We start from the raw sequence: 20,559 nt of genomic DNA on the forward strand, positions 1-20,559 counted from the left end.
GGCATTTCTGAACCAGGTGCTTGATCTACAGGAGTTTGCGTACCTAGACCCTGCCCCATAGGCATTTCTGAACTAGGTGCCTGTTCTACAAGAGTTTGCGTACTTGCACCTTGCTCCATCGAAACCTCTGAGCCCTGTATCTTTTCTGGCTGTTTTCTTACGGATATATCTTTGGTTGATAACTGCTCAGACACTGAAGAATCATCTCTACTTGATATTTCCGGTTCAATAACACGTCCTGAACCACCCATCATATTATAATTCAAATGAGAAATAGCCCACCAAGTTCCCCCAATAATAACAAAAACGCAAATAGCAGCAAACCACAACGCGCTTAAATTCCACTTGGCGTCTGGACCAGAATTCAAGTGCAAAAAGAAAACAATTTGTACTATAATCTGAATAATCGCCATCCCAATAAGATACGCAACCTTTGTACTAACTGCCCAACTTTCCATCATTCCATACATCACAGGAATAAAAGAACCCAAAGTGAAAAATACAGCCAGAATAAAACCAACCAAATAGGAACCAGTACTGGGACCATGTGTTTCATTTTGCACGCTCATCACAACGCTCCTAATAGATAAACCATGGTGAAAACACCAATCCATACAATATCAAGTAAATGCCAAAAAATGGAAAGGCATGCTAAACGTGTCTTATTGTTCTGATCCAAGCCATTACGACGAAGATGAAAAAACATCACAACCATCCAAAGAAGGCCAACACTTACGTGAAGTCCATGGGTGCCAACCAAAGCAAAAAATGCTGACCAATAAGCAGAGAGAATTTCCCGTCCAAAAAGCTGTAAACCTGTTGCAGGATCAATACCCGCATAAGCATTTGGATCGAAATAAAAAACCTCACTCAAAAGTTCATGAAATTCGTAAAGTTCCATACCAATGAAGCAACACCCCAATACAAAGGTAATAGCCATCCATAAACGCACACCACTGATGTTATTTTTATGTGCTTGTACCATTGCAAAGCCATAAGTGACGGATGAAAACAACAAGAAAGCAGTCTCAACCAAAACAAACTTTAAATCTATAAACTCACTGCCCGCTTTACCACCACCATAAGAAGCAGAAAATACAGCAAAACTTGAAAACAGTGTCGAAAACAGGATTAAGTCTGAAAGAATATAGACCCAAAAACCAAACGTCATTACCGAGCTACTATCGTGGTGAAGTTCATCTATAGTGCTCGCGTTATTCATTGTTACAGCACTCATACTATTACTCCTCGTTCTTTAAGAACAGCCGTAAAGGCATCTTCAGTTTTTTGCACTTCTTCAGCTGGAATATAGTAACCATGATGATCACCTGTTAATGAATGACACACAAGCGTTGCGATAAAACCAACCAGTCCAACCGCAACAAGCCACCAAATATGCCAAACAAGCGCAAAACCAACAACTAATGAGAAGAAGCCAGCAATAATTCCAGCCGATGTATTCGAAGGCATATGAATTTTTGTAAATCCACTTATCGGCCGTTGATAACCACTTTTCTTCATATTCCAATAAGCATCATCAGACTGTATCTTTGGAAGGAGGGCAAAATTATAGGAAGGAGGCGGTGAAGAGGTAAACCATTCAAGTGTACGTGCATCACCCCAAGAATCATTTAATGTTACCGGTAAGTGCCCTTTATGCTTAATACCGTACCAAATCGCCAAAACAACCTGTAGCACGAAACAAAGGATACCAAGTAAGATAATACAAGCACCCAATGCAGCAATAATAAACATCGGCTGCCAACTAGGTTCCATGTAATGCTGAAGACGACGCGTCGCCCCCATTAAACCAAGCGCATAAACGGGAAAAAAGGCAAGGTAAAAACCAATAAACCAACACCAAAAAGATGTAATACCTAGTATGCGATTTGGTTTATAACCAAAAACTTTTGGAAACCAAAATGCAATCCCCGCTAAGTACGCAAAAACCACACCTCCAATAATTGTATGATGGAAATGTGCTATCAAAAAGAGCGAATTATGAAACTGCCAATCAGCAGGAACAATAGATAATAAAACACCTGTTAATCCACCACCAACAAATGTAAAGATCATACCCATGCACCAAAGCATAGGAGGCTCAAAGCGAATCCGACCTCTATACATCGTAAGCAGCCAATTAAAAACTTTTACACCGGTTGGAACTGCAATAATCATCGTAGCAATACTAAAAAAGGTATTTACAGCTTCACCCCCACCCATTGTGAAGAAATGATGTCCCCAAACAAGAAGCGAAAGAATCAAAATAACCAACATGGCCCATATCATTGAAGTATAACCAAAGAGGCGTTTTGAAGAAAAAGTTGATACAACTTCAGAAACAATTCCAAAAGCAGGAACAACCAAAACATAAACCTCAGGATGACCAAAAACCCAAACATAGTTAATCCATACCATCGGATTTCCGCCACCAACATTGGTAAAGAAATTCATGTTCAAATAACGATCACATGCCAAGAGTGCAAATGCTACAGCCAAAACAGGATAAATGACTACAATAAGAACATTGCTGACAAAAGCACTCCAACAAAAAATAGGCATTCTCATCATTGTCATTCCAGGAGCACGCATTTTAATCATCGTTGCAATGAAATTCACTGATCCCATTGTTGTTGCAATACCAGAAAGCTGAAGTGACCATAAATAATAATCTACCCCTGTATCTGGACTCGTTTGCAATTCTGTAAAAGGTGGATACATCAACCAACCACCACGACCAAAATTCCCAACACCTAGGGATATGTTAATCAATATCGCCCCTGCAGCCGTAATCCAAAAACCTAGATTATTTGCAAAGGGAAAAGCAACATCACGCGCACCAATTTGAAGTGGTATAAGATAATTAAAAAGACCAAATAAAATAGGCGTGGCCATGAAAAAAATCATGATCGTACCATGCGCCGAAAAAATTTGATCAAAATGCTCAGGGGGCAAATAACCTGCTGTTTCACTCCCAAGAGCTAAAGCTTGATGCGTTCGCATCATAAGTGCGTCCGCAAAACCGCGAACAAGCATAATAATTCCAAGAACGATGTACATAATACCTATGCGTTTATGGTCAACCGTTGTAATCCAATTTCGCCATAGAATCCCCCACCACCCAAGTACTGTTAGAGCAATAACAGCAATTAAACCAACCAAAACAATCGCAATACATGTATACAAAACGATCGGTTCATGTGCAAGCGCATGAAAAGCACCTGCCGTAGGATCTGTAAGTCTTCCAAACATTTCTCAACCCATTTCAAATGAAATTCAAGTTTAAAAGAAACCTTTGTTAAAAGGGCTCTTTACTTTATTGACTCTGTTAAATAACATCAGGATCAAATACTGAACATAGTGCACCCCATAGCGTCTGAACAGCAGCACGTTTCATTAAATCTTCATTACATACCGTCTTTTCATCGACACATCGATTAACAACACGATAGTAAAGCCGCTTCTCAACAGGTGCAAAATAACGAACTTCAGCATCTTTTTCCTTCGCAGCAATATCACCCATACGAGGCGCAATAGAAAGTTGACGATAAGATGAACGATCAAGTACTCGACCATTAGCCCGAGCTTTTACAATCCAATCCTCAAAATCCTGCAAAGACACAGAATGCCACTTAAACCGCATACCCGAAAAACCATCACCACTATAATTTGCTGAGGCTCCTTTGAATACTCCTTGCTCTTCAGCGACCAAATGCAACTTAGCATTCATCTGCGGCATAGCGTAAAGAACAGTACCCAATTTGGGAACCCAAAAAGCATTGACAGAATTCTCTGACGTCAATTGCAATAAAACTTGACGTCCTTCAGGCGCATAAATCTCATTAATCGATGCAACACCGTATTCAGGATAAATAAAAAGCCATTTCCAATCAAGAGCAACAGCATCAATCTGTAATGGCTTTCCTTCACCTACAACTTCCACTGGAAGAGGATTTGTAGGTTCAAGCTTATAGGTATAATAAGCTGTTAATGAACCTAAAACCATTACAATTACAACTGGAATACCCCACATCAATGCTTCAATTTTATTTGAATGTGCCCAATCAGGAGAATAGTCCGCTTTCATATTCGATGCACGATATTTTATAGCTAAAAATACCACACTCACCATAACTGGGATAACAATACAAAGCATCACCACCACACAAACAACGATCAAAATGAGCTGTTGACGTGCAACATAACCTGATGGCTGCATAACATCAATTTTACAACCAGACAAAAGCAGTGATCCCCCTAAAATCACAAGCATTTCTAATTGTCTAACAAAGCTTTTCATCTCTATTTACCCCCGTCATACGCACTAAAAACTGTCATAAATATATACCTCACATTGTACAGATTTGAAAATAATTATCAAGAGAATTAAATGCCTATATTACTCTTATTAAACGCTTACTCTTTACCTATCACAATTTAATTGTTTTGCTTAATTGTTTTGCAATATACTCAAGTGCAAACCGATATCCATCACCTCCACACCCAGTTATGATAGCGTCTACACCTGCAGATGTATAAGAATGGTGACGAAAAGCTTCACGCTGATAAATATGAGATAAATGAACTTCTACTTTCGGCCCTGAAAACATTTTTAGGGCATCAAGAAGTGCAACAGATGTATGACTGTAAGCCGCTGGGTTAATGATCAATCCAGAACTTGCCTCTATTGCTTCTTGTATCCATGCTACTAATTGCCCTTCACAATTACTTTGATAAAAATTTATTATGATATCATTTTTTTTTGCCCATTCTCTGCATCTTTTTTCAATATCTTCTAGAGTTTCAGTTCCATAAATTTCTGGCTCACGTTGACCTAGAAAATTTAAATTAGGACCATTTAAAATCGTTATTATCTCTGACATAGCAAGCCTTTTCTTTCAGATCTATCACTTATTAAAAAAATATTTAGCATGTTTTTACGGCAATAAAGCGCCATCCTTAATCTCAAAGAATTCTGCGCGTCCTTTTAAGTCATCAAATAAAAGACGATCTGTTCCTGTCATAAATGTTTGTACAGCTAAATCATCAAGAATATCAAATAGAGCAGCACGTCGATGCGAATCAAGATGGGCAGCCATTTCATCAAGAAGAAGAATGGGAGATCTTTCCGACATCATACCTGTTAGACGTGCATGACACAAAACTAAACCTGTTAGCAGCGCTTTTTGTTCACCTGTTGAACAAGATGTTGCTGCTCTATTTTTATCAGCATAAAAAACCTGCAAATCTGCACGATGTGGTCCTTCTAACGTCCGACCAGCAGCACGATCCATTGCGCGATTATGCCGCAATCGATCACAAAATTGTTCTTCAACTTCAGTTGCTGATATTTCACTAAGAGCTGTTTCTAAAAAACCATCAATTTGCAAAAAAGCTCGTGGAAAAGGTATCTGTGAGGGCATTTGTGTAAACATGTCATTTAAAAGACGAATAACATCAACACGCGCCGCAGAAATAGCTGTCGCCAATTCTGCCATTTGCTTTTCTAAAGCATCAAACCAAGCACAATCTTCATTTCCATCTAAAAACAAACGATTACGTGCGCGCATAGCTCTATCATAATCGGCTATGCGGCGCCTATGCAAGGGATCAATCGCCAAAACCATACGGTCCAAAAAACTACGGCGCTCAAGTGAAGGACCTGTAAAAAGACCATCCATAGACGGTGTTAGGACACTAATATGACAATAATCTGTTAGGCAATCACTCGACTCATTCACACCATTAATATGGACCTTTCGACTGTTATCGCTAACCTCAAAAGCTGTACCAATCTTTACTTCACCATAAAGAGCGCATTCAAGACGCGCAAATACAACAAATCCTCCACCACCACCATCTACAAAGCTAACGTCAGAATAAACAGCACGCCGCAAACCACGACCAGGAGAAAGAAAAGATAACGCCTCTAAAAGGTTCGTCTTACCAGCACCATTATGGCCAGTAAAAACCACATGCTGACCAGAAAAATGAATATTGAAAAAAGAATAATTGCGATAACGTAAAAGCTTCAGCTGCCTCACTGCCACTTTGTGCACATGACTGGCCATGCATTGCAAAACAACTGCCCCTAAACGCGAATAGGCATCAGTACATAGAGCACATTCGCATCATCATTATCACGAATCAGAGCTGGTGCTCCAGCCTCAGCCAACATAAAAACCATCTCATCACTTGAAAGCTGCCCAGCAATATCCAAAAGATAACGTGAATTAAATCCTATCTCAAGCGGTTCAGATGCATAAGTTACTGATAATTGATCTTCTGCACTGCCCGAATCTGGGCTATTAACAACAAGCCTTAACTGTCCATGCTCAATCGTTAATTTAACTGCACGCCCCCGATCACTTGAAATCGTTGAAACACGATCAACTGCAGAAGAAAAGTCCTGCCTATTAACAATTAATTCTTTATCATTTCCAAGAGGGATAACACGTTGATAATCTGGAAATGTTCCATCAATTAATTTTGATGTAAAAATCACAGAGCCTATAGAAAAACGAATTTTTGTCTCCGAAAGCTCTATACATACATCGCTATCATTTTCTTCTGAAAGAAGTTTTTGCAATTCTCCTACAGCTTTACGGGGAACAATAACACCAGGCATTCCCTCAACTCCCGAAGGAGCTTCCATCTCAACTTGTGCCAAACGATGACCATCAGTTGCAACCAAACGCAATTTCAAAACACCATCATTAATAATATGGAAATAAATACCATTAAGATAATAACGGGTTTCTTCAGTAGAAATAGCAAATTGTGTACAATCAAGTAAATGTTTTAAGCCTGATGCCGATAGAGAAAAACGATAACCAAATTGCCCAGGAAGCGACTCTGGAAAGTCTGCCTTCGGAAGACATTGAAGCTGAAAATGTGCACAACCCGAAACAACGGACATTGTACCTGCTTGATTCTCATCGAGGGATAATACAACTTCATTGCTATCAGGAAGTTTTCGAATGATATCATAGAGCAAATGTGCCGGAACAGTTGTTGCTCCAGCTTGTTTAACATTAACTGCAAAAGATTCCATAACCTCTAAATCAAGGTCTGTTGCTTTTAACTGTACACGGACATTTTCTGCATCAATCAACACATTCGATAAAATAGGAACAGTATTACGGCGCTCTACCACACGGTGAACCCGACCAAGAGACTTGAGAAATTGACTGCGATCAACTGTAATACGCATAAAAGCCCCGTATGATTTACTAAAAACTATAAGAATTCCTTAGAATTAAAGAATAGATCCCTTTAGAGAATCGCCTGCTAGAGTTTATTAAACCTCTCTTAAAATGGCAAGTCACTCCTGCATAAGAAAAAATAAATCTTTTCATTAAATTCTTTAAAGTCTCTCCAAAGAAAGAAACGATAAACACTATACAGCCTGTTCTCCAATCAACCGCTTAAGCAACTCAAGTTCCTTAGCCAAGGTCTGATCACCACAAACCAAATCTTCAATTTTACGCACAGCGTGTAAAACTGTTGTATGATCACGCCCACCAAAACGGCGCCCAATTTCTGGTAATGAGCGAGGAGTTAATACTTTTGCTAAATACATTGCAACTTGCCGTGGCTTCACAACCGTACGTGTTCGACGATTAGATAACAAGTCCTGTTTAGAAACATTATAATGGCGTGCTACCGTACGCTGAATTTCTTCAATCCGAATACGCTTAGGTTCACCAGGACGTGTCAAGTGACCTAATAACTCATCAATCCGCTCTAAAGATAAATCAGACTCAAAAGATTGACGAAACAAGAGCTGATTAAATGCACCTTCAATATCACGCCCAGACCCTAAAACCGTTTTCGCAATATATTCCAAGATATCATCAGAAATTGATACCATGCCATCATCTTGTTGTGCCACCTTCAACCGCTGGCGCAACATTTGCAAACGCATTTCATAATCTGGTGCTTCAATTTCAAGAGCGACCCCTCCCTGAAGACGAGAGCGAACGCGAAGATCAAGCGATTCTAATTCTGCTGGTGGACGATCTGCAGCGACAACAACCTGTTTTGCACTATCAAGCAACATATTAAGCAAATGGCAAAACTCATGTTGTATCGACTTACCCTGCAAAAACTGCATATCATCAATAATCAAAAGGTCGATATCACGAAGCTGTTCTTTAAAAGAAAGAGCATCATTATCACGAATAGCTGTTGCAAAACGCCACATAAAATATTCAGCAGTTAAATAAATAACGCGCGCAGACGTTAAACGCTTCAATGCAGAAGCAGCAATCGCTTGAAGCAAATGTGTTTTTCCTAAGCCAACAGATGCGTGAATAAAAAGAGGATTAAAACGCAAAGCACTTTTATGCCCTTCTGCAATGGAACGCGCTGCTGCTAAAGCAACACGATTAGAAGCCCCCTCAACAAAACTTTCAAAAGTATAGCGAGAATCAAGTGGAGATCCAAAAACTCCCGTTTGAGAATTCTTAACTGAATGCTCTGCGCAACTTTCAACAAAAGATGAAGTCGCCTGCTCCTCTAGCACAACAGGAGGAACACTTCTTTTACAAACGACATCTCTTGAAACGCGTTCCATACCACGAACAATAACTTCAACACGAAGAATTGCTGAATTCTCTTGTTTCCATAAATGTGTCAGAAGAGAACCATAGTGATTATTAATCCATGAACGTAAAAAAGCAGTAGGAACAGAAAGCTTTACAAGAGTATGACTATATTCAGCAAGCTTCACACGTCCAAACCAACTGGTATAAGCCTCAACACCAACCTGCACCTTTAATTGCGCCATAACACGTATAAAAGCCGCCGCACTTTCCTCCTCTGAAACAATAGAATGCCCTATAGAAGCATTTCTACAAACGTTCTCATCACTTTCCGTCATCCTATTCTTTATTATGTTCTCTGCCGACAGGATATTTACCGAAACCCTTTTAAAGGAACTAGCTTTAGAGTTCAATTTATCCACCATCTTCCATCCTGATAAAAATAAAATTTTGTCCTGCCAAACAACTAAAATAAATCTAGCGAAGGCAAAACGCCCTACCCCAAATAAGATTACTCACCCTCCCCTAGGATAGCCTCATCACAACCCCACTAACAAAGATGACCAATAAGATTTACTTGCACTCATGATATGACCCACCCTTCTAAAATGGTAAACATATCCATTAAGAAAACTAAAAAACCGTCAGAAAACCTCTCCAACACAAAAGTTTCGAAAAGCCTAAATCAAAACATCTTGTATTCAACAAAATACAGAATAATGCGCTGATGTGACCCCTTCATGCTTCTTAGTCTTCATAAGAACCATACAAAACAGCAGAGGTAAAATGCAAGAGGTCAAAATAAAATCAAAAAACCCGAAAAAAATGCTTATATTAATGAGGACTGAAAAAAATATTGATTCAATTCATTTTTTTTCTCTAAATTTACCAATAATTAAAGAATCTCTTCAGATTTAAAAAAAAAAATAAAATGCTTGACAAAAAAGACTCTGTACAAATCCACAAAGCTTGTGGATAACCATACCTCCCCCTATAAACTTTCTCTCCTTTTTCAAGTGGAGAATCATTATCGATTCTTATTTTCAATAGAAACTTTTTGAAATAATAAACAAAAAGCCAGCATCCTCATGGATACTGGCTTTGTTCTCAATTAAAGGAGAAAAGCTTAAACGCTGAGAGCCTTCAAACGTTTAGCTAAACGCGATACTTTCCTCGCAGCAGCATTTTTATGAAAAACCCCTTTAGAAACTGCACGCATAATTTCAGGCTCAAAATTCTTAAATGCAATCTCTGCAGATGCCTTATCGCCACCCGCTAAAGCATCATCAAACTTACGTATAAAAGTACGAACGCGTGAACGGCGGGCCTTATTAACCTGTGTGCGCGCCGCAACCTTGCGCACCGCTTTTCGAGCAGAAGGTGTATTCGCCATAAATATAATCTCTCTTTCAACACCTTGGTAAAATGAGTCTCAATAACAACTCTACCAATATAAATAAATCCAACCCAAGCAAAACTATAAAGCTGCCTATAACTGTGTGGTTTATAGCGCAATCCTAAAGCTAACGTCAATTAGATTTTCAAAGATAGCCATAAAAAAACGAAGCCAAACTCTTTGATCCGCAACTTTATAGCTTAATAATAGATATTCCTTAACAAACAAAAGAATTTAAACGGCTAACTTACGCAAGACATATTGCAAAATTCCACCATGATGCAAATAATCTAGCTCATCTTCAGTATCAACACGGCATAATAATGGAACGGTTTTTACCGTACCATCAGAAAAAGTAATTTTCGCTACAGTCTTTTGACGAGGTTTCAAGTTATGAATCCCTTCAATTGTCACCTTTTCATCTCCCTTTAAGCCTAAAGATTTCCAACTTAGTCCCTCTTCAAAGACAAAAGGGACAATGCCCATACCAACAAGATTAGAGCGATGAATCCTTTCAAAAGACTGCACAATCACTGCTTTGACACCAAGAAGATTGGTCCCCTTGGCAGCCCAATCGCGGGATGATCCATTACCATATTCAATACCTGCAAAAACAACGAGTGGAATACCTTCTTGTTTATACGCCATTGCTGCATCGTAAATGGTTTGTTCTACCGCTGACGGATAATGAACCGTATAACCTCCTTCTCGACCATTTTTCCCTAACATGAAATTACGAATGCGAATATTGGCAAAGGTCCCACGCACCATAACTTCATGATTCCCACGACGCGTTCCATACTGATTAAAATCAGCCACTTTAACACCATGATCCATTAAATATTTTCCGGCAGGAGAAGCTGCTTTAATAGAACCAGCAGGAGAAATATGATCCGTCGTGATTTTATCACCAAATAAACCTAAAATCCGTGCATCTTTAATATCTGGTAAGATATCAGGTGTTTTCTGCATATCATCGAAATAAGGTGGATTGCGTACATAGGTGGATTGCTCATCCCAAGAATAGGTAGAACCCGTAGGAATCTGAACTTTTTGCCAATTTTCATCTCCCTTAAAAACATCTGCATACTTTTCGGCAAAAACCTTCCGCGTGACATTTTTTTCGATAAACTCCTGTATTTCTTGAGAAGTTGGCCAAATATCTCTCAAATAAATGGGGTGGCCATTTGAATCTTCACCTAGAGGCTCCTTGGTTAAATCTTTACACACCGTCCCGATGAGCGCATGTGCAACAACTAACGGTGGTGAAGCTAAATAATTCGCTTGCACATCAGGGGAAACACGCCCTTCAAAATTACGATTTCCTGAAAGAACCGCAGATGCAATTATACCATTGTCATTAATCGTTTTGGAAATAGCTGGATGCAAAGGACCAGAATTCCCAATACATGTTGTGCACCCAAATCCTACTAAGTTAAATCCTAATGCATCTAAATCTTTTTGCAGACCCGAATTTTGAAGGTAAGCTTCAACGACTTGTGAACCAGGTGCAAGAGAAGTTTTTACCCATGGTTTACTCTTAAGACCCTTTGCCACAGCATTTCGTGCCAAAAGACCCGCTGCAATAAGAACACTTGGATTCGATGTATTCGTACACGACGTAATCGCAGCGATCACCACATCACCGTGACCAAGCGTATATTCTTCACCCTCAACCTGATAACGCTTATCTTGTCCAGAAGTCTTCTTATAGTCTTCGACCAATGCCTTCTCAAAACCCTGCCCAACATTTTCCAACGCAATACGTCCTTCAGGACGTTTAGGACCAGCCATAGAAGGGACAACGGTTCCCATATCTAATTCAATTGTATCACTAAAAATGGGATGAGCCACCATTTCATCATGCCACATCCCTTGTGCTTTGGTATAAGCCTCCACTAAGGCAATCCGACTTTCATCACGCCCTGTCATATTGAGATAACGCACTGTCTCCTTATCAATTGGGAAAAAACCACACGTTGCTCCATATTCAGGTGCCATATTTCCAATCGTTGCCCGATCAGCAAGCGTCATATGCTCCAAACCAGGACCAAAAAACTCAACAAATTTACCGACAACACCCTTCCGACGTAGCATTTGGGTCACCGTTAATACGAGATCGGTGGCTGTTACACCTTCCTTAAGTTTACCTGTTAGACGAAAACCAATCACTTCAGGTAACAACATAGAAACAGGTTGGCCTAACATTGCTGCTTCTGCTTCAATACCACCAACACCCCAACCTAAAACCCCTAAACCATTTACCATAGTCGTATGCGAATCAGTTCCCACACAGGTGTCAGGATAAATCGTCTCACAGCCCTCTTCATTCTTCATCCATACACATTGTGCTAAATATTCTAAGTTAACCTGATGACAAATCCCTGTTCCTGGAGGAACAACGCGAAAATTTTGAAAGGCTTGTTGCCCCCATTTAAGGAAACGATAACGTTCACCATTGCGTTCATATTCATGCTCAACGTTTTCCTTAAAAGCCATGGAATTGCCAAAAGCATCAACAATAACTGAGTGATCAATGATGAGATCAACGGGAATGAGAGGATTGATTTTTTCAGCGTTACCGCCAAGTTTAACCATAGCATCACGCATTGCAGAAAGATCAACAACTGCTGGAACACCTGTAAAATCCTGCATAAGAACACGTGCAGGACGGTAAGCAATTTCTGCCCCAGCGCTTCCTTTGTCGTTTAACCACTTAGCAACATTGAAGATATCCTCTTTTTTAACTGTGCGACCATCTTCGAATCGCAATAAATTTTCGAGAATAACTTTCATCGAAAACGGTAAACGAGAAACACCTTCAAGTCCGTTCTTCTCCGCTTCAATCAAGCTATAATAAATATATTCTTTGCCACCAACATTTAATACTCTACGACAATTAAAGCTATCAATTTGAGTCATGACTGTCCACCCTCATACTATAACCACCCAATTTCCAGGAATGAACAACACAAACTACGAGTCAAGGTCGCAGCTTGAGCGCAGACGCAATTACCTCCGCCATCCATTTCCCCTCCACCCTCTAGGCATAATGCGGAAATCAGCGCCAGAAACCATTTTACACCAGATATTGATGTAAGGTATCCCTTATAGAACTATTTCTAGAACTATTCTAGGTACAATTGCATAAAAAATGTGTTTTTTATTCTATAATGCAATAAAGAATATGAAAATAAAAACAAAATAGGCAATCACATGGTGTTATCAGGCAAAGATTTAGCCGCTTACAGAAACGAGGAAATTCTGTTTAAAGGTCTTTCTTTTTGTTTATTTTCACAGCAACTTATGACAATCACCGGTCCTAATGGTATCGGAAAGTCTACATTACTCCGAATCATTGTCGGTCTTCTTGAAGCTGCTGAAGGTCATATAATACTTAAAGACCATGATCAAATATACCCTGTTGCAACTGCTTGTCATTATCTTGGTCCTCAAAATGCTATGAAACCTCTCTTATCTGTCATTGATAATTTGCAATTTTGGGCAGATTTTTACGGTCAACATTTACGTTTTGCGCATGAAGCTCTTTCCGATATTGGTCTTTCTAACCTTGAACATTTACCCTTTAACGCTCTATCAACTGGACAACAAAGACGCGTAGCTATTGCTCGCCTTTTGCTCTCCTATCGTCCTCTTTGGATTTTAGATGAACCAATATCTGGGCTTGATAACCATGCCCAAAAACTCCTTGCCCGTATTTTCCAACGTCATCTCAATCAAGGTGGTATGATTATCGCTGCAACTCATAATTCCATAGGCATTCCAGAAAACCATAACATCGCTCTGGAAAAATTTTTACCTCTCTAGGAGAGAATAAAATGAAAGCACTGTTCTGGCGTGATCTTAAACTATTATTAGCGCTACAAGCCACTTCACTAACAGGATTATTGTTTTTTATCGCTGTTGTTGTCATAACCCCCTTTACCATTGGACCAGATCCCAAAATTCTTGCACAAATAGGACCAGGTATATTGTGGTTTGGAGCCCTTCTTGCAGGACTCCTCAATCTGAACAAACTTTTCCAAATCGATCGTGATGATGGTAATCTCGACCAATTTATCCTTTCAGGAAAAAGACAAAGTTTTACACTAATTGTCTTTACAAAATGTCTTGCCCATTGGGTAGGAACAATGCTTCCTCTTATTTTTGCCACACCTATTTTAGCCCTCATGCTCCATTTAGATATAACAATAACTTTTACAACAATACTTACCCTTTTATGCGGAACACCAGCTATTATTTTTATTGGTGCTATAGGCGCTGCACTCGCAACCTCATTGTTGCACAGTACTTTGCTTATTTTTATCATTATCTTGCCGTGGATCATTCCAATTATGATTTTTGGTGTTTCCGCTGCTACAGCCCCAATAAACCCAAATACCTCTTTTCTCACTTCTCTAGCTCTTCTCAGCGCTTTTTCACTTCTTTTGAGTCTCTTTAGCTCTTTTGTTGCTGCGATAACGCTTAAACTTTTATCAGAATAATAAAAGATGATTGCCGCATAGCAAAACTCTGCCTATTATGAATTTTATGAATAAACTATCTCGTACATATAAAATCAGGTTACTCCCTGCAAGTTTCACCCTTTTCATGAAAATAAGCAGAGTCGTCTTACCTTGGTTGGCCGGCATAACATTGTGTTTCCTTATCTTAGGGCTTATTCTAGTGATGCATTCCCCTGATGACTATCAACAAGGCATTACTGTTAAGATTATGTACCTTCATGTACCCTTTGCGTGGTTGTCTACATTCTGCTATGTAACGATGAGTGCAGCGGCATTAGGAAATCTGATTTGGAAATATCATCTTGCTGATGTAGCACTTAAATGTGGAGCGCCTATTGGGGCAATTTTTACCGCCTTGGCTCTCATGACAGGAGCGCTTTGGGGGCGACCTACATGGGGAACATGGTGGGTTTGGGATGCACGATTAACATCAGTTTTAATTCTGCTTTTTATCTATCTCTCCATTATCCTGCTTGGGCGTGCTTTTGACAACCAAGTAAAAGCCGCTCGCGCTACTGCAATTCTTACACTTGTTGGATTTGTTAATATCCCTGTTATTAAATTTTCCGTTAATTGGTGGAATACATTGCATCAACCAGCATCATTGTTACGTGCTGGAGGATCAACAATCGACAATGCTATGTTATGGCCCCTTATAACAATGCTCTTTTGTTTTATCTTTATGTTTATTGCTCTTTATTTGATGGCTATGCGAAATGAAATCAATAGTCATTATATCCGAATACTTCAGATTAAAAAATCCCGTCGTGTACAACAACAGGACGCTTCATCATGCTCGACCTAAATGGCATCCACGGCGGACTTTTAGGAAATCTATCTCAGAAAATTGATTTTTTCCTGAGCACCCTTAAACACGAGCAAATTGTTGTTTTAAGCTATGTGCTTTCTGCAATATCCCTCTTATGTCTTATTGGATATATTCTTTGCAAAGCCCTATACCAAAAAAAAATTCTCCAACATCTAAACAAAAAAGAGCTGTCACAAAAAGATAAAGTATAATGAAAAACATCCCTCCAAAACTTAAAAAAAATATATCTTTACCTGTTCTGCTTGTTTTTTTGGGACCATTTGTGCTTTTTCTTCTTCTCATGATGTTTTTTTTCAACTTTATGGATAAAAAACACCTTCAAGATTCTTCTCTTCTCCCAAACGCATTGGCTGAAAAACCTGCTCCCAATATTCATCTTCCTCTTCTTGATAAAGAAAGTTATCTCAATTCAAAACAGTTTAAAGGACGTGTCACATTGGTCAATTTTTGGGGCTCTTGGTGTTTGCCCTGTCGCGAAGAGCATCCTATTCTTATGCAAATTGCACAAGATAAACGTTTTGATCTGATTGGTATTAATTATAAAGATAATAAAACAAACGCCCTGCGCTTTTTAAACAGTTTTGGTAATCCTTTTAAATTTATTGGCTTTGATATTTCAGGATATACAGCCATTGATTGGGGAATATATGGCCCCCCAGAAACCTTTCTCTTGAATAAAGAGAGCATCATTATTGCCAAACATGTTGGTCCCTTAACATGGCAAATTTATCAAAAAAAAATTCTACCAAAAATTGAACAAGCGATTATGACAGAAGAAAAATAATGCAGGTGTGTAAAAACATAACGTTTTATCATGCTATGTATGCTATTTTATTTATACGGCCACTTATTCTTCTTAGAAAGATTTGACAAGAGTATTATCATTGTTGATTCAAAAACATGTCTAAAGAAATATCTGTAGAACAAACCTCCAAAATATGACAAAAATTTTAAGTAGTTTTCATTTTTCTTTAGCGATTAAATATCTGTTTGGGAGCTTTATTTTTGATTATTTGGACAAAACAATATTGCTATAGAACCATCGTTAGCTTAGTGACAGCAACCAACTATTGTTTTCAAAATCATATAGTATTTTTTCTCCGCTTTTTTATCTGAAATACACATTGTTATGAGGGGACTTCACCACTATTCTCATCTTTATAAAATAATAAATCTGCTCTTTTGCAGCGTCATTTTTATATTTATTCCCATTACACTTATCTGTTCGTAATAGACTCCATAAAGTCTATATTGAATCTATACATTCTTATTCTCTCGATAATTTCCCTTATGATTATAACTAATAAGCTTTATTAAGTCTTAATAAGATAAATTCGAGTAAGAAAATATGACTACAATCAAAAAGTCTCATTTAACAGAGAAGATAAGTTATGAGTGCATAATCAATTTATCAATGAACATTATAAAAGAATTCATTGTAAGAAATAAACTTTTGAGATGTAAAAAGTACAAAAGAAGCTTTTTCGAGAGGAGAAAATATATTTTACAGAGAACTCTTTTTTAAGCACTCTATGACGTAATTACTGATCTCAACAGAACGATCACTCGTATACATTAAAAAAACTCTAAGACAAGCAATATTCTAGAAGTTCATATGAGATTATGCGTAAACTTTTATGACGCAAATAAAATAGGCTTTTGTTGCAATCATCATTTTTTATGAAAAATATTTGATTATGTTTTTTCTTCTAAAAATTCTTGCGGTGTAAAACAATATGTTTTTGAGCAAAATTCACATGTGACTGAAATATATTTATTTTTAACCATTTTATTGCGTTCATCAATAGAAAAGCCTTCTAGGATTCCTTTAATTTTTTCGTGTGAACAAGAACATTGATCGACAAGAGAAAAAGGGTTAAAAACTCTAATACCTTGTTCATGAAAAAGACGGAACAAGAGCTGTTTACTACCGACTTGGGGATCTGTTAATTCTGAACTTTCAATCGTTGCCATGAGTATTTTAGCTTCCTGCCATTGGTTATCCAATTGGGTATGAGTTTTCGTTTCTTCTTGCTTTTGATGAGGGGCATCTATTTTATGATGAGATGATTCTTGGGGTAAAAGTTGGATCAAAATACCTCCAGATCGCCAGCTTTTCTGCTGTTTTCCTTGTTGGTCACGATTAATTAATATAGCAACAGCCAGACGGATATCGGTAGGAATTTGTTCTGATTGATCAAAATAAATACGAGAAGCTTCTTGTAAATTTGATCCATCTAATGCAACTATCCCTTGATAGGGTTGCATATGGGGACCTTGATCAATTGTGAAAGCTAAAGTGCCTTTTCCTAAAAGTGTTTCTGAAGAGGTTTGACCATTGTTTATGGCTTGTTTAAGCTGTTCTTTATCAAAACGAGCGTATCCACGTAAACTGGAAGGAGGCAAAAAATCGCACACCAACATATTAACTGGTCCATCGGAATGAGTTTGTAAAATAAATTTTCCCGTAAGTTTTAGAGAAGTTCCAAGCAGAACCGTTAAAAGTAAAGCTTCTGCTAGAAGATAAGAAACCGGTTCAGGGTATTGATGTCTTGTGAGAATAGAATTTAAAGTTTCCCCAAGTTGTACGGTCCGTCCACGGATATCAAGTTCTTCAACTTGAAAGGGAATAACACTATCATCTTCATGCAAGAAGTTGTTGTTGAGAGAGGCTTCATCTTTAGCTTGTTCACTCATAGCTTTGCCTTTTTTATATAATTTATTGTAGGGAGGCTATTGTGGAGAGAAAAACGCATCTTGTAAACACCAAGAAAGAATTGCTTTTTGAGCATGAAGACGATTTTCAGCCTCATCGAAAACAACGGAGTGCGGTCCATCAATCACAGAATCAACCACTTCTTCACCACGATGAGCAGGAAGACAATGCATAAAAAGAGCATCAGATTTTGCTAATTTCATGAGAGATTCATTGACTTGATAAGGCTGAAAAATAGAATGACTGCGAGCACGAAATTCTTGTCCCATGGAGACCCATGTATCGGTCATAATACAATCAGCATCTTGAGCCGCTTTTTGGGGATCATGGGTTAGTGTAAGATGCGCTCCTCGTTCACGTGCCCAATGTATAAATTTCTCCTGTGGTTCACTGCCCTTTGGAGTAGCAATACGCAAATGAAAATCAAAAAGAGCTGCGGCTTCAATTAAGGAATGGAGCACATTATTACCATCCCCCATCCACGCAAATATTTTGCCAGCAATTGGCCCTCTATGTTCCTCATAGGTTAAGATATCTGCTAGAATTTGGCAAGGATGTGTATCATCTGTAAGAGCATTAATGACAGGAATTTGTGCATATTGTGCCAATTCGAGCATACGTTGGTGTTTCGTTGTTCGTAATATCACTATATCCACAAAACGGGATAAAACGCGCGCCGTATCAGCTATGGTTTCACTATGACCAAGTTGCATCTCTGAACCCGTGAGCATGATTGTATCTCCGCCAAGCTGGCGCATACTGATATCGAATGAAATACGGGTTCGTGTGGATGGTTTTTCAAAAATCATCGCAAGTGTTTTACCTATAAAAGGTTTTGAATCTTTTCCTGCTTTAAAAGATGCTTTAAGGATCTTTGCATAATCGATCAGTGCACGTGCTATTGCTGGCGTTAAAATGGATAAGTCCGTGAAATGACGAAGAGCATTTGTCATGTGTGTGATATTTGTCTTTCTTTGTTTACTTGCGAAAGATAAGCTATTGCTTTTTCAATACGATGTAAACTTTCATCTATTTCTTCTTCCCTAATGATAAGAGGAGGCAATAAGCGCACAACGTTGTTGTTGGCTGCAACGCTTAAGAGATATTCATTTTCCAAAGCATTAACGACAAGATTTGAAGGTACAATACACTGAATACCCAACATAAGCCCCATCCCCTGAACTGCGCAGATAATATCAGGATAGATATTGAGAATGTACAAAAGTCCACTTTTTAGTTTATCCCCCATACGCTGAACATGGTTGAGAAAACTTGGCTCTAACAAAATATCAAGAACACTATTTCCTACAGCCATTCCAAGAAGATTTCCTCCAAAGGTTGAGCCATGTGTCCCAAGTGTCATGCTTTTTGCAACTTTATCCGTTGCAAGGCAAGCACCTAATGGAAATCCCCCTCCTAATCCTTTTGCGAGGGTAAGAATATCAGGCGTGATATCACTCCATTCATAAGCAAAAAGCTTTCCTGTTCGTCCTATACCCGTTTGGACTTCATCTAAAATCAATAACAGACCATTATCATCGCATATTTTGCGCAAAAATCTTAAATATTCATGAGGAACCGTTCGTATTCCTCCTTCTCCTTGAATAGGTTCAATAAGAATAGCGGCGGTATTTTTATTAATAGTGTTACGCAAAGCGACTTCATCACAAAAAGGTACTTGAATAAATCCACCAGCTTTAGGTCCAAAGCCTTCAAGATATTTTTCATACCCAGTCGCAGCAAGTGCAGCAAGTGTACGTCCATGAAATGCCCCTTCAAAAGTAATTATTTCAATGCGTTCTGAATGACCAGCAGCATAGTAATAATGGCGTGCAGTTTTGAATGCGCACTCCAATGCTTCAGTACCTGAATTGCAGAAAAAAACCTTATCCGCAAAACTATTTGCACAAAGCCGCGTGGCAAAAGATGCTTGTTCAGGAGATTGAAAAATATTAGAAACATGCCAAAGTTTTTCAGCTTGTATTTTGAGCGTATCAACTAATTTTGGATGTGAATACCCTAATGCGTTAACAGCAATACCAGATGTGAAATCAAGATAATGTTCTCCTTTATCGGAAATAAGCCATACACCATGCCCTTGTTCAAAATGCAAATTTCGTCGTGCGAAGCATTCATAAAGTGGTTGTATAGAGACGACATCCATCATAATTCCCTTTATATTTTAGTCTTTTCAATATATATACAAAGCAACACTACAAATAAAACAGCATGGTATATTTCGTTACGGTGCTTTCAACATTTCATTACGATTAGTGATTACACCTATAGAATAGATCATTACACCAATTGAAAAAAAGTCAATGAGGGTTCTACAAATAAGCATTTTGGGAAAAAGCCTTAAACAAAAGTGAAAGTTTAACCTATGATTGATTTGCAAGTTGGGGAAAACATTCTAAATAAACTCTTCAAGAGGTAAAGACTCTTGTCATAGAGTGAGTGCATATTGTAATTTACAATATAATAAGCAAGATGATGTGTTTTGATTTGTAAATCCACAGGTTGGATGATTTTTTTATGCTCACGTA

17 protein-coding genes and 1 pseudogene are annotated in these 20,559 nt (G+C 38.4%); 5 read left to right on the top strand and 13 right to left on the bottom strand.

Annotation, left to right across the window (positions count from 1 at the left end; all coding sequences use genetic code 11):
- From cyoD to acnA, 10 genes are all read right to left on the bottom strand, one after another.
- Positions 1–569: cytochrome o ubiquinol oxidase subunit IV (cyoD, locus tag ACFIL2_RS09420; RefSeq protein ID WP_375681733.1), on the bottom strand; the 569-nt coding region annotated here is incomplete at its 3' end.
- Positions 569–1,237: a cytochrome (ubi)quinol oxidase subunit III gene (locus ACFIL2_RS09425; RefSeq protein WP_375617543.1), complete on the bottom strand. Its 669-nt coding sequence runs from the start codon at positions 1,235–1,237 to the stop codon at positions 569–571. The genes cyoD and ACFIL2_RS09425, both read right to left, overlap by 1 nt.
- The gene (gene cyoB / locus ACFIL2_RS09430) at positions 1,234–3,252 is read right to left on the bottom strand and encodes a cytochrome o ubiquinol oxidase subunit I (RefSeq protein WP_375680133.1); all 2,019 of its coding nucleotides are present in this window, start codon (positions 3,250–3,252) and stop codon (positions 1,234–1,236) included. The genes ACFIL2_RS09425 and cyoB overlap by 4 nt, the downstream gene beginning before the upstream one ends.
- Positions 3,253–3,328: 76 nt before the next feature.
- Positions 3,329–4,300, bottom strand: a complete 972-nt coding sequence (gene cyoA / locus ACFIL2_RS09435; protein WP_375633701.1) for a ubiquinol oxidase subunit II — start codon at positions 4,298–4,300, stop codon at positions 3,329–3,331.
- Positions 4,301–4,430: 130 nt separating this feature from the next.
- Positions 4,431–4,883: a type II 3-dehydroquinate dehydratase gene (gene aroQ / locus ACFIL2_RS09440; protein ID WP_375632160.1), complete on the bottom strand. Its 453-nt coding sequence runs from the start codon at positions 4,881–4,883 to the stop codon at positions 4,431–4,433.
- A gap of 54 nt (positions 4,884–4,937) precedes the next feature.
- Positions 4,938–6,071 (bottom strand): DNA replication/repair protein RecF, encoded by a 1,134-nt coding sequence (recF, locus tag ACFIL2_RS09445; RefSeq protein ID WP_375611469.1) that lies wholly within the window; start codon positions 6,069–6,071, stop codon positions 4,938–4,940.
- A 20-nt stretch (positions 6,072–6,091) separates the two neighbouring features.
- Positions 6,092–7,213: a DNA polymerase III subunit beta gene (gene dnaN / locus ACFIL2_RS09450; RefSeq protein ID WP_375633700.1), complete on the bottom strand. Its 1,122-nt coding sequence runs from the start codon at positions 7,211–7,213 to the stop codon at positions 6,092–6,094.
- Between the two features lie 186 nt (positions 7,214–7,399).
- The gene (dnaA, locus tag ACFIL2_RS09455) at positions 7,400–8,971 is read right to left on the bottom strand and encodes a chromosomal replication initiator protein DnaA (protein ID WP_375611430.1); all 1,572 of its coding nucleotides are present in this window, start codon (positions 8,969–8,971) and stop codon (positions 7,400–7,402) included.
- Between the two features lie 701 nt (positions 8,972–9,672).
- Positions 9,673–9,939, bottom strand: a complete 267-nt coding sequence (rpsT, locus tag ACFIL2_RS09460; protein WP_273790272.1) for a 30S ribosomal protein S20 — start codon at positions 9,937–9,939, stop codon at positions 9,673–9,675.
- A 237-nt stretch (positions 9,940–10,176) separates the two neighbouring features.
- The gene (gene acnA / locus ACFIL2_RS09465) at positions 10,177–12,864 is read right to left on the bottom strand and encodes an aconitate hydratase AcnA (RefSeq protein ID WP_375634012.1); all 2,688 of its coding nucleotides are present in this window, start codon (positions 12,862–12,864) and stop codon (positions 10,177–10,179) included.
- A 294-nt stretch (positions 12,865–13,158) separates the two neighbouring features.
- Here acnA and ccmA point away from each other — a divergent pair, with 294 nt between their 5' ends.
- The 5 genes and pseudogenes from ccmA (at position 13,159) to ACFIL2_RS09490 (ending at position 16,081) form a co-directional block, all read left to right on the top strand.
- Positions 13,159–13,770 (top strand): heme ABC exporter ATP-binding protein CcmA, encoded by a 612-nt coding sequence (gene ccmA, locus ACFIL2_RS09470; protein ID WP_375680132.1) that lies wholly within the window; start codon positions 13,159–13,161, stop codon positions 13,768–13,770.
- A gap of 11 nt (positions 13,771–13,781) precedes the next feature.
- Positions 13,782–14,447, top strand: coding sequence for a heme exporter protein CcmB (gene ccmB / locus ACFIL2_RS09475; RefSeq protein WP_375617534.1), 666 nt, complete (start codon positions 13,782–13,784; stop codon positions 14,445–14,447).
- A gap of 46 nt (positions 14,448–14,493) precedes the next feature.
- Positions 14,494–15,273, top strand: a complete 780-nt coding sequence (locus ACFIL2_RS09480) for a heme ABC transporter permease (RefSeq protein WP_375633698.1) — start codon at positions 14,494–14,496, stop codon at positions 15,271–15,273.
- A pseudogene (locus tag ACFIL2_RS09485) lies at positions 15,261–15,513 on the top strand (hypothetical protein). Before ACFIL2_RS09480 ends, ACFIL2_RS09485 begins: the two are co-directional and overlap by 13 nt.
- A complete protein-coding gene (locus ACFIL2_RS09490; RefSeq protein WP_375633697.1) occupies positions 15,488–16,081 on the top strand; it encodes a DsbE family thiol:disulfide interchange protein in 594 nt (197 codons plus the stop codon). Before ACFIL2_RS09485 ends, ACFIL2_RS09490 begins: the two are co-directional and overlap by 26 nt.
- Positions 16,082–16,992: 911 nt before the next feature.
- On the opposite strand, the gene ACFIL2_RS09495 is transcribed toward ACFIL2_RS09490, so the two are convergent.
- Genes ACFIL2_RS09495 through ACFIL2_RS09505 form a run of 3 tightly spaced genes read right to left on the bottom strand, consistent with a single transcriptional unit; the run spans position 16,993 to position 20,177 of the window.
- Complete coding sequence (locus tag ACFIL2_RS09495; protein ID WP_375680131.1) at positions 16,993–17,994, bottom strand: Hsp33 family molecular chaperone; 1,002 nt, start codon at positions 17,992–17,994, stop codon at positions 16,993–16,995.
- 36 nt (positions 17,995–18,030) lie between these two features.
- On the bottom strand, positions 18,031–18,966 hold the full coding sequence (gene argF, locus ACFIL2_RS09500; protein WP_375636344.1) for an ornithine carbamoyltransferase: 936 nt from the start codon (positions 18,964–18,966) through the stop codon (positions 18,031–18,033).
- A complete protein-coding gene (locus ACFIL2_RS09505) occupies positions 18,963–20,177 on the bottom strand; it encodes an aspartate aminotransferase family protein (protein WP_375636452.1) in 1,215 nt (404 codons plus the stop codon). Before ACFIL2_RS09505 ends, argF begins: the two co-directional genes overlap by 4 nt.
- Between the last annotated feature and the right edge of the window lie 382 nt (positions 20,178–20,559).

The organism is Bartonella sp. AP30XZML (assembly GCF_042195945.1).
Taxonomy (GTDB): domain Bacteria; phylum Pseudomonadota; class Alphaproteobacteria; order Rhizobiales; family Rhizobiaceae; genus Bartonella.

Excerpts from the sequence above, each read along its gene's own strand:
- ACFIL2_RS09425 (WP_375617543.1), bottom strand. The coding sequence starts at position 1,237 with ATGAGTGCTGTAACAATGAATAACGCGAGCACTATAGATGAACTTCAC.
- cyoB (WP_375680133.1), bottom strand. The coding sequence starts at position 3,252 with ATGTTTGGAAGACTTACAGATCCTACGGCAGGTGCTTTTCATGCGCTT.
- cyoA (WP_375633701.1), bottom strand. The coding sequence starts at position 4,300 with ATGAAAAGCTTTGTTAGACAATTAGAAATGCTTGTGATTTTAGGGGGA.
- aroQ (WP_375632160.1), bottom strand. The coding sequence starts at position 4,883 with ATGTCAGAGATAATAACGATTTTAAATGGTCCTAATTTAAATTTTCTA.
- recF (WP_375611469.1), bottom strand. The coding sequence starts at position 6,071 with ATGGCCAGTCATGTGCACAAAGTGGCAGTGAGGCAGCTGAAGCTTTTA.
- dnaN (WP_375633700.1), bottom strand. The coding sequence starts at position 7,213 with ATGCGTATTACAGTTGATCGCAGTCAATTTCTCAAGTCTCTTGGTCGG.
- dnaA (WP_375611430.1), bottom strand. The coding sequence starts at position 8,971 with ATGGTGGATAAATTGAACTCTAAAGCTAGTTCCTTTAAAAGGGTTTCG.
- rpsT (WP_273790272.1), bottom strand. The coding sequence starts at position 9,939 with ATGGCGAATACACCTTCTGCTCGAAAAGCGGTGCGCAAGGTTGCGGCG.
- acnA (WP_375634012.1), bottom strand. The coding sequence starts at position 12,864 with ATGACTCAAATTGATAGCTTTAATTGTCGTAGAGTATTAAATGTTGGT.
- ccmA (WP_375680132.1), top strand. The coding sequence starts at position 13,159 with ATGGTGTTATCAGGCAAAGATTTAGCCGCTTACAGAAACGAGGAAATT.
- ccmB (WP_375617534.1), top strand. The coding sequence starts at position 13,782 with ATGAAAGCACTGTTCTGGCGTGATCTTAAACTATTATTAGCGCTACAA.
- ACFIL2_RS09480 (WP_375633698.1), top strand. The coding sequence starts at position 14,494 with ATGAATAAACTATCTCGTACATATAAAATCAGGTTACTCCCTGCAAGT.
- ACFIL2_RS09490 (WP_375633697.1), top strand. The coding sequence starts at position 15,488 with ATGAAAAACATCCCTCCAAAACTTAAAAAAAATATATCTTTACCTGTT.
- ACFIL2_RS09495 (WP_375680131.1), bottom strand. The coding sequence starts at position 17,994 with ATGAGTGAACAAGCTAAAGATGAAGCCTCTCTCAACAACAACTTCTTG.
- argF (WP_375636344.1), bottom strand. The coding sequence starts at position 18,966 with ATGACAAATGCTCTTCGTCATTTCACGGACTTATCCATTTTAACGCCA.
- ACFIL2_RS09505 (WP_375636452.1), bottom strand. The coding sequence starts at position 20,177 with ATGGATGTCGTCTCTATACAACCACTTTATGAATGCTTCGCACGACGA.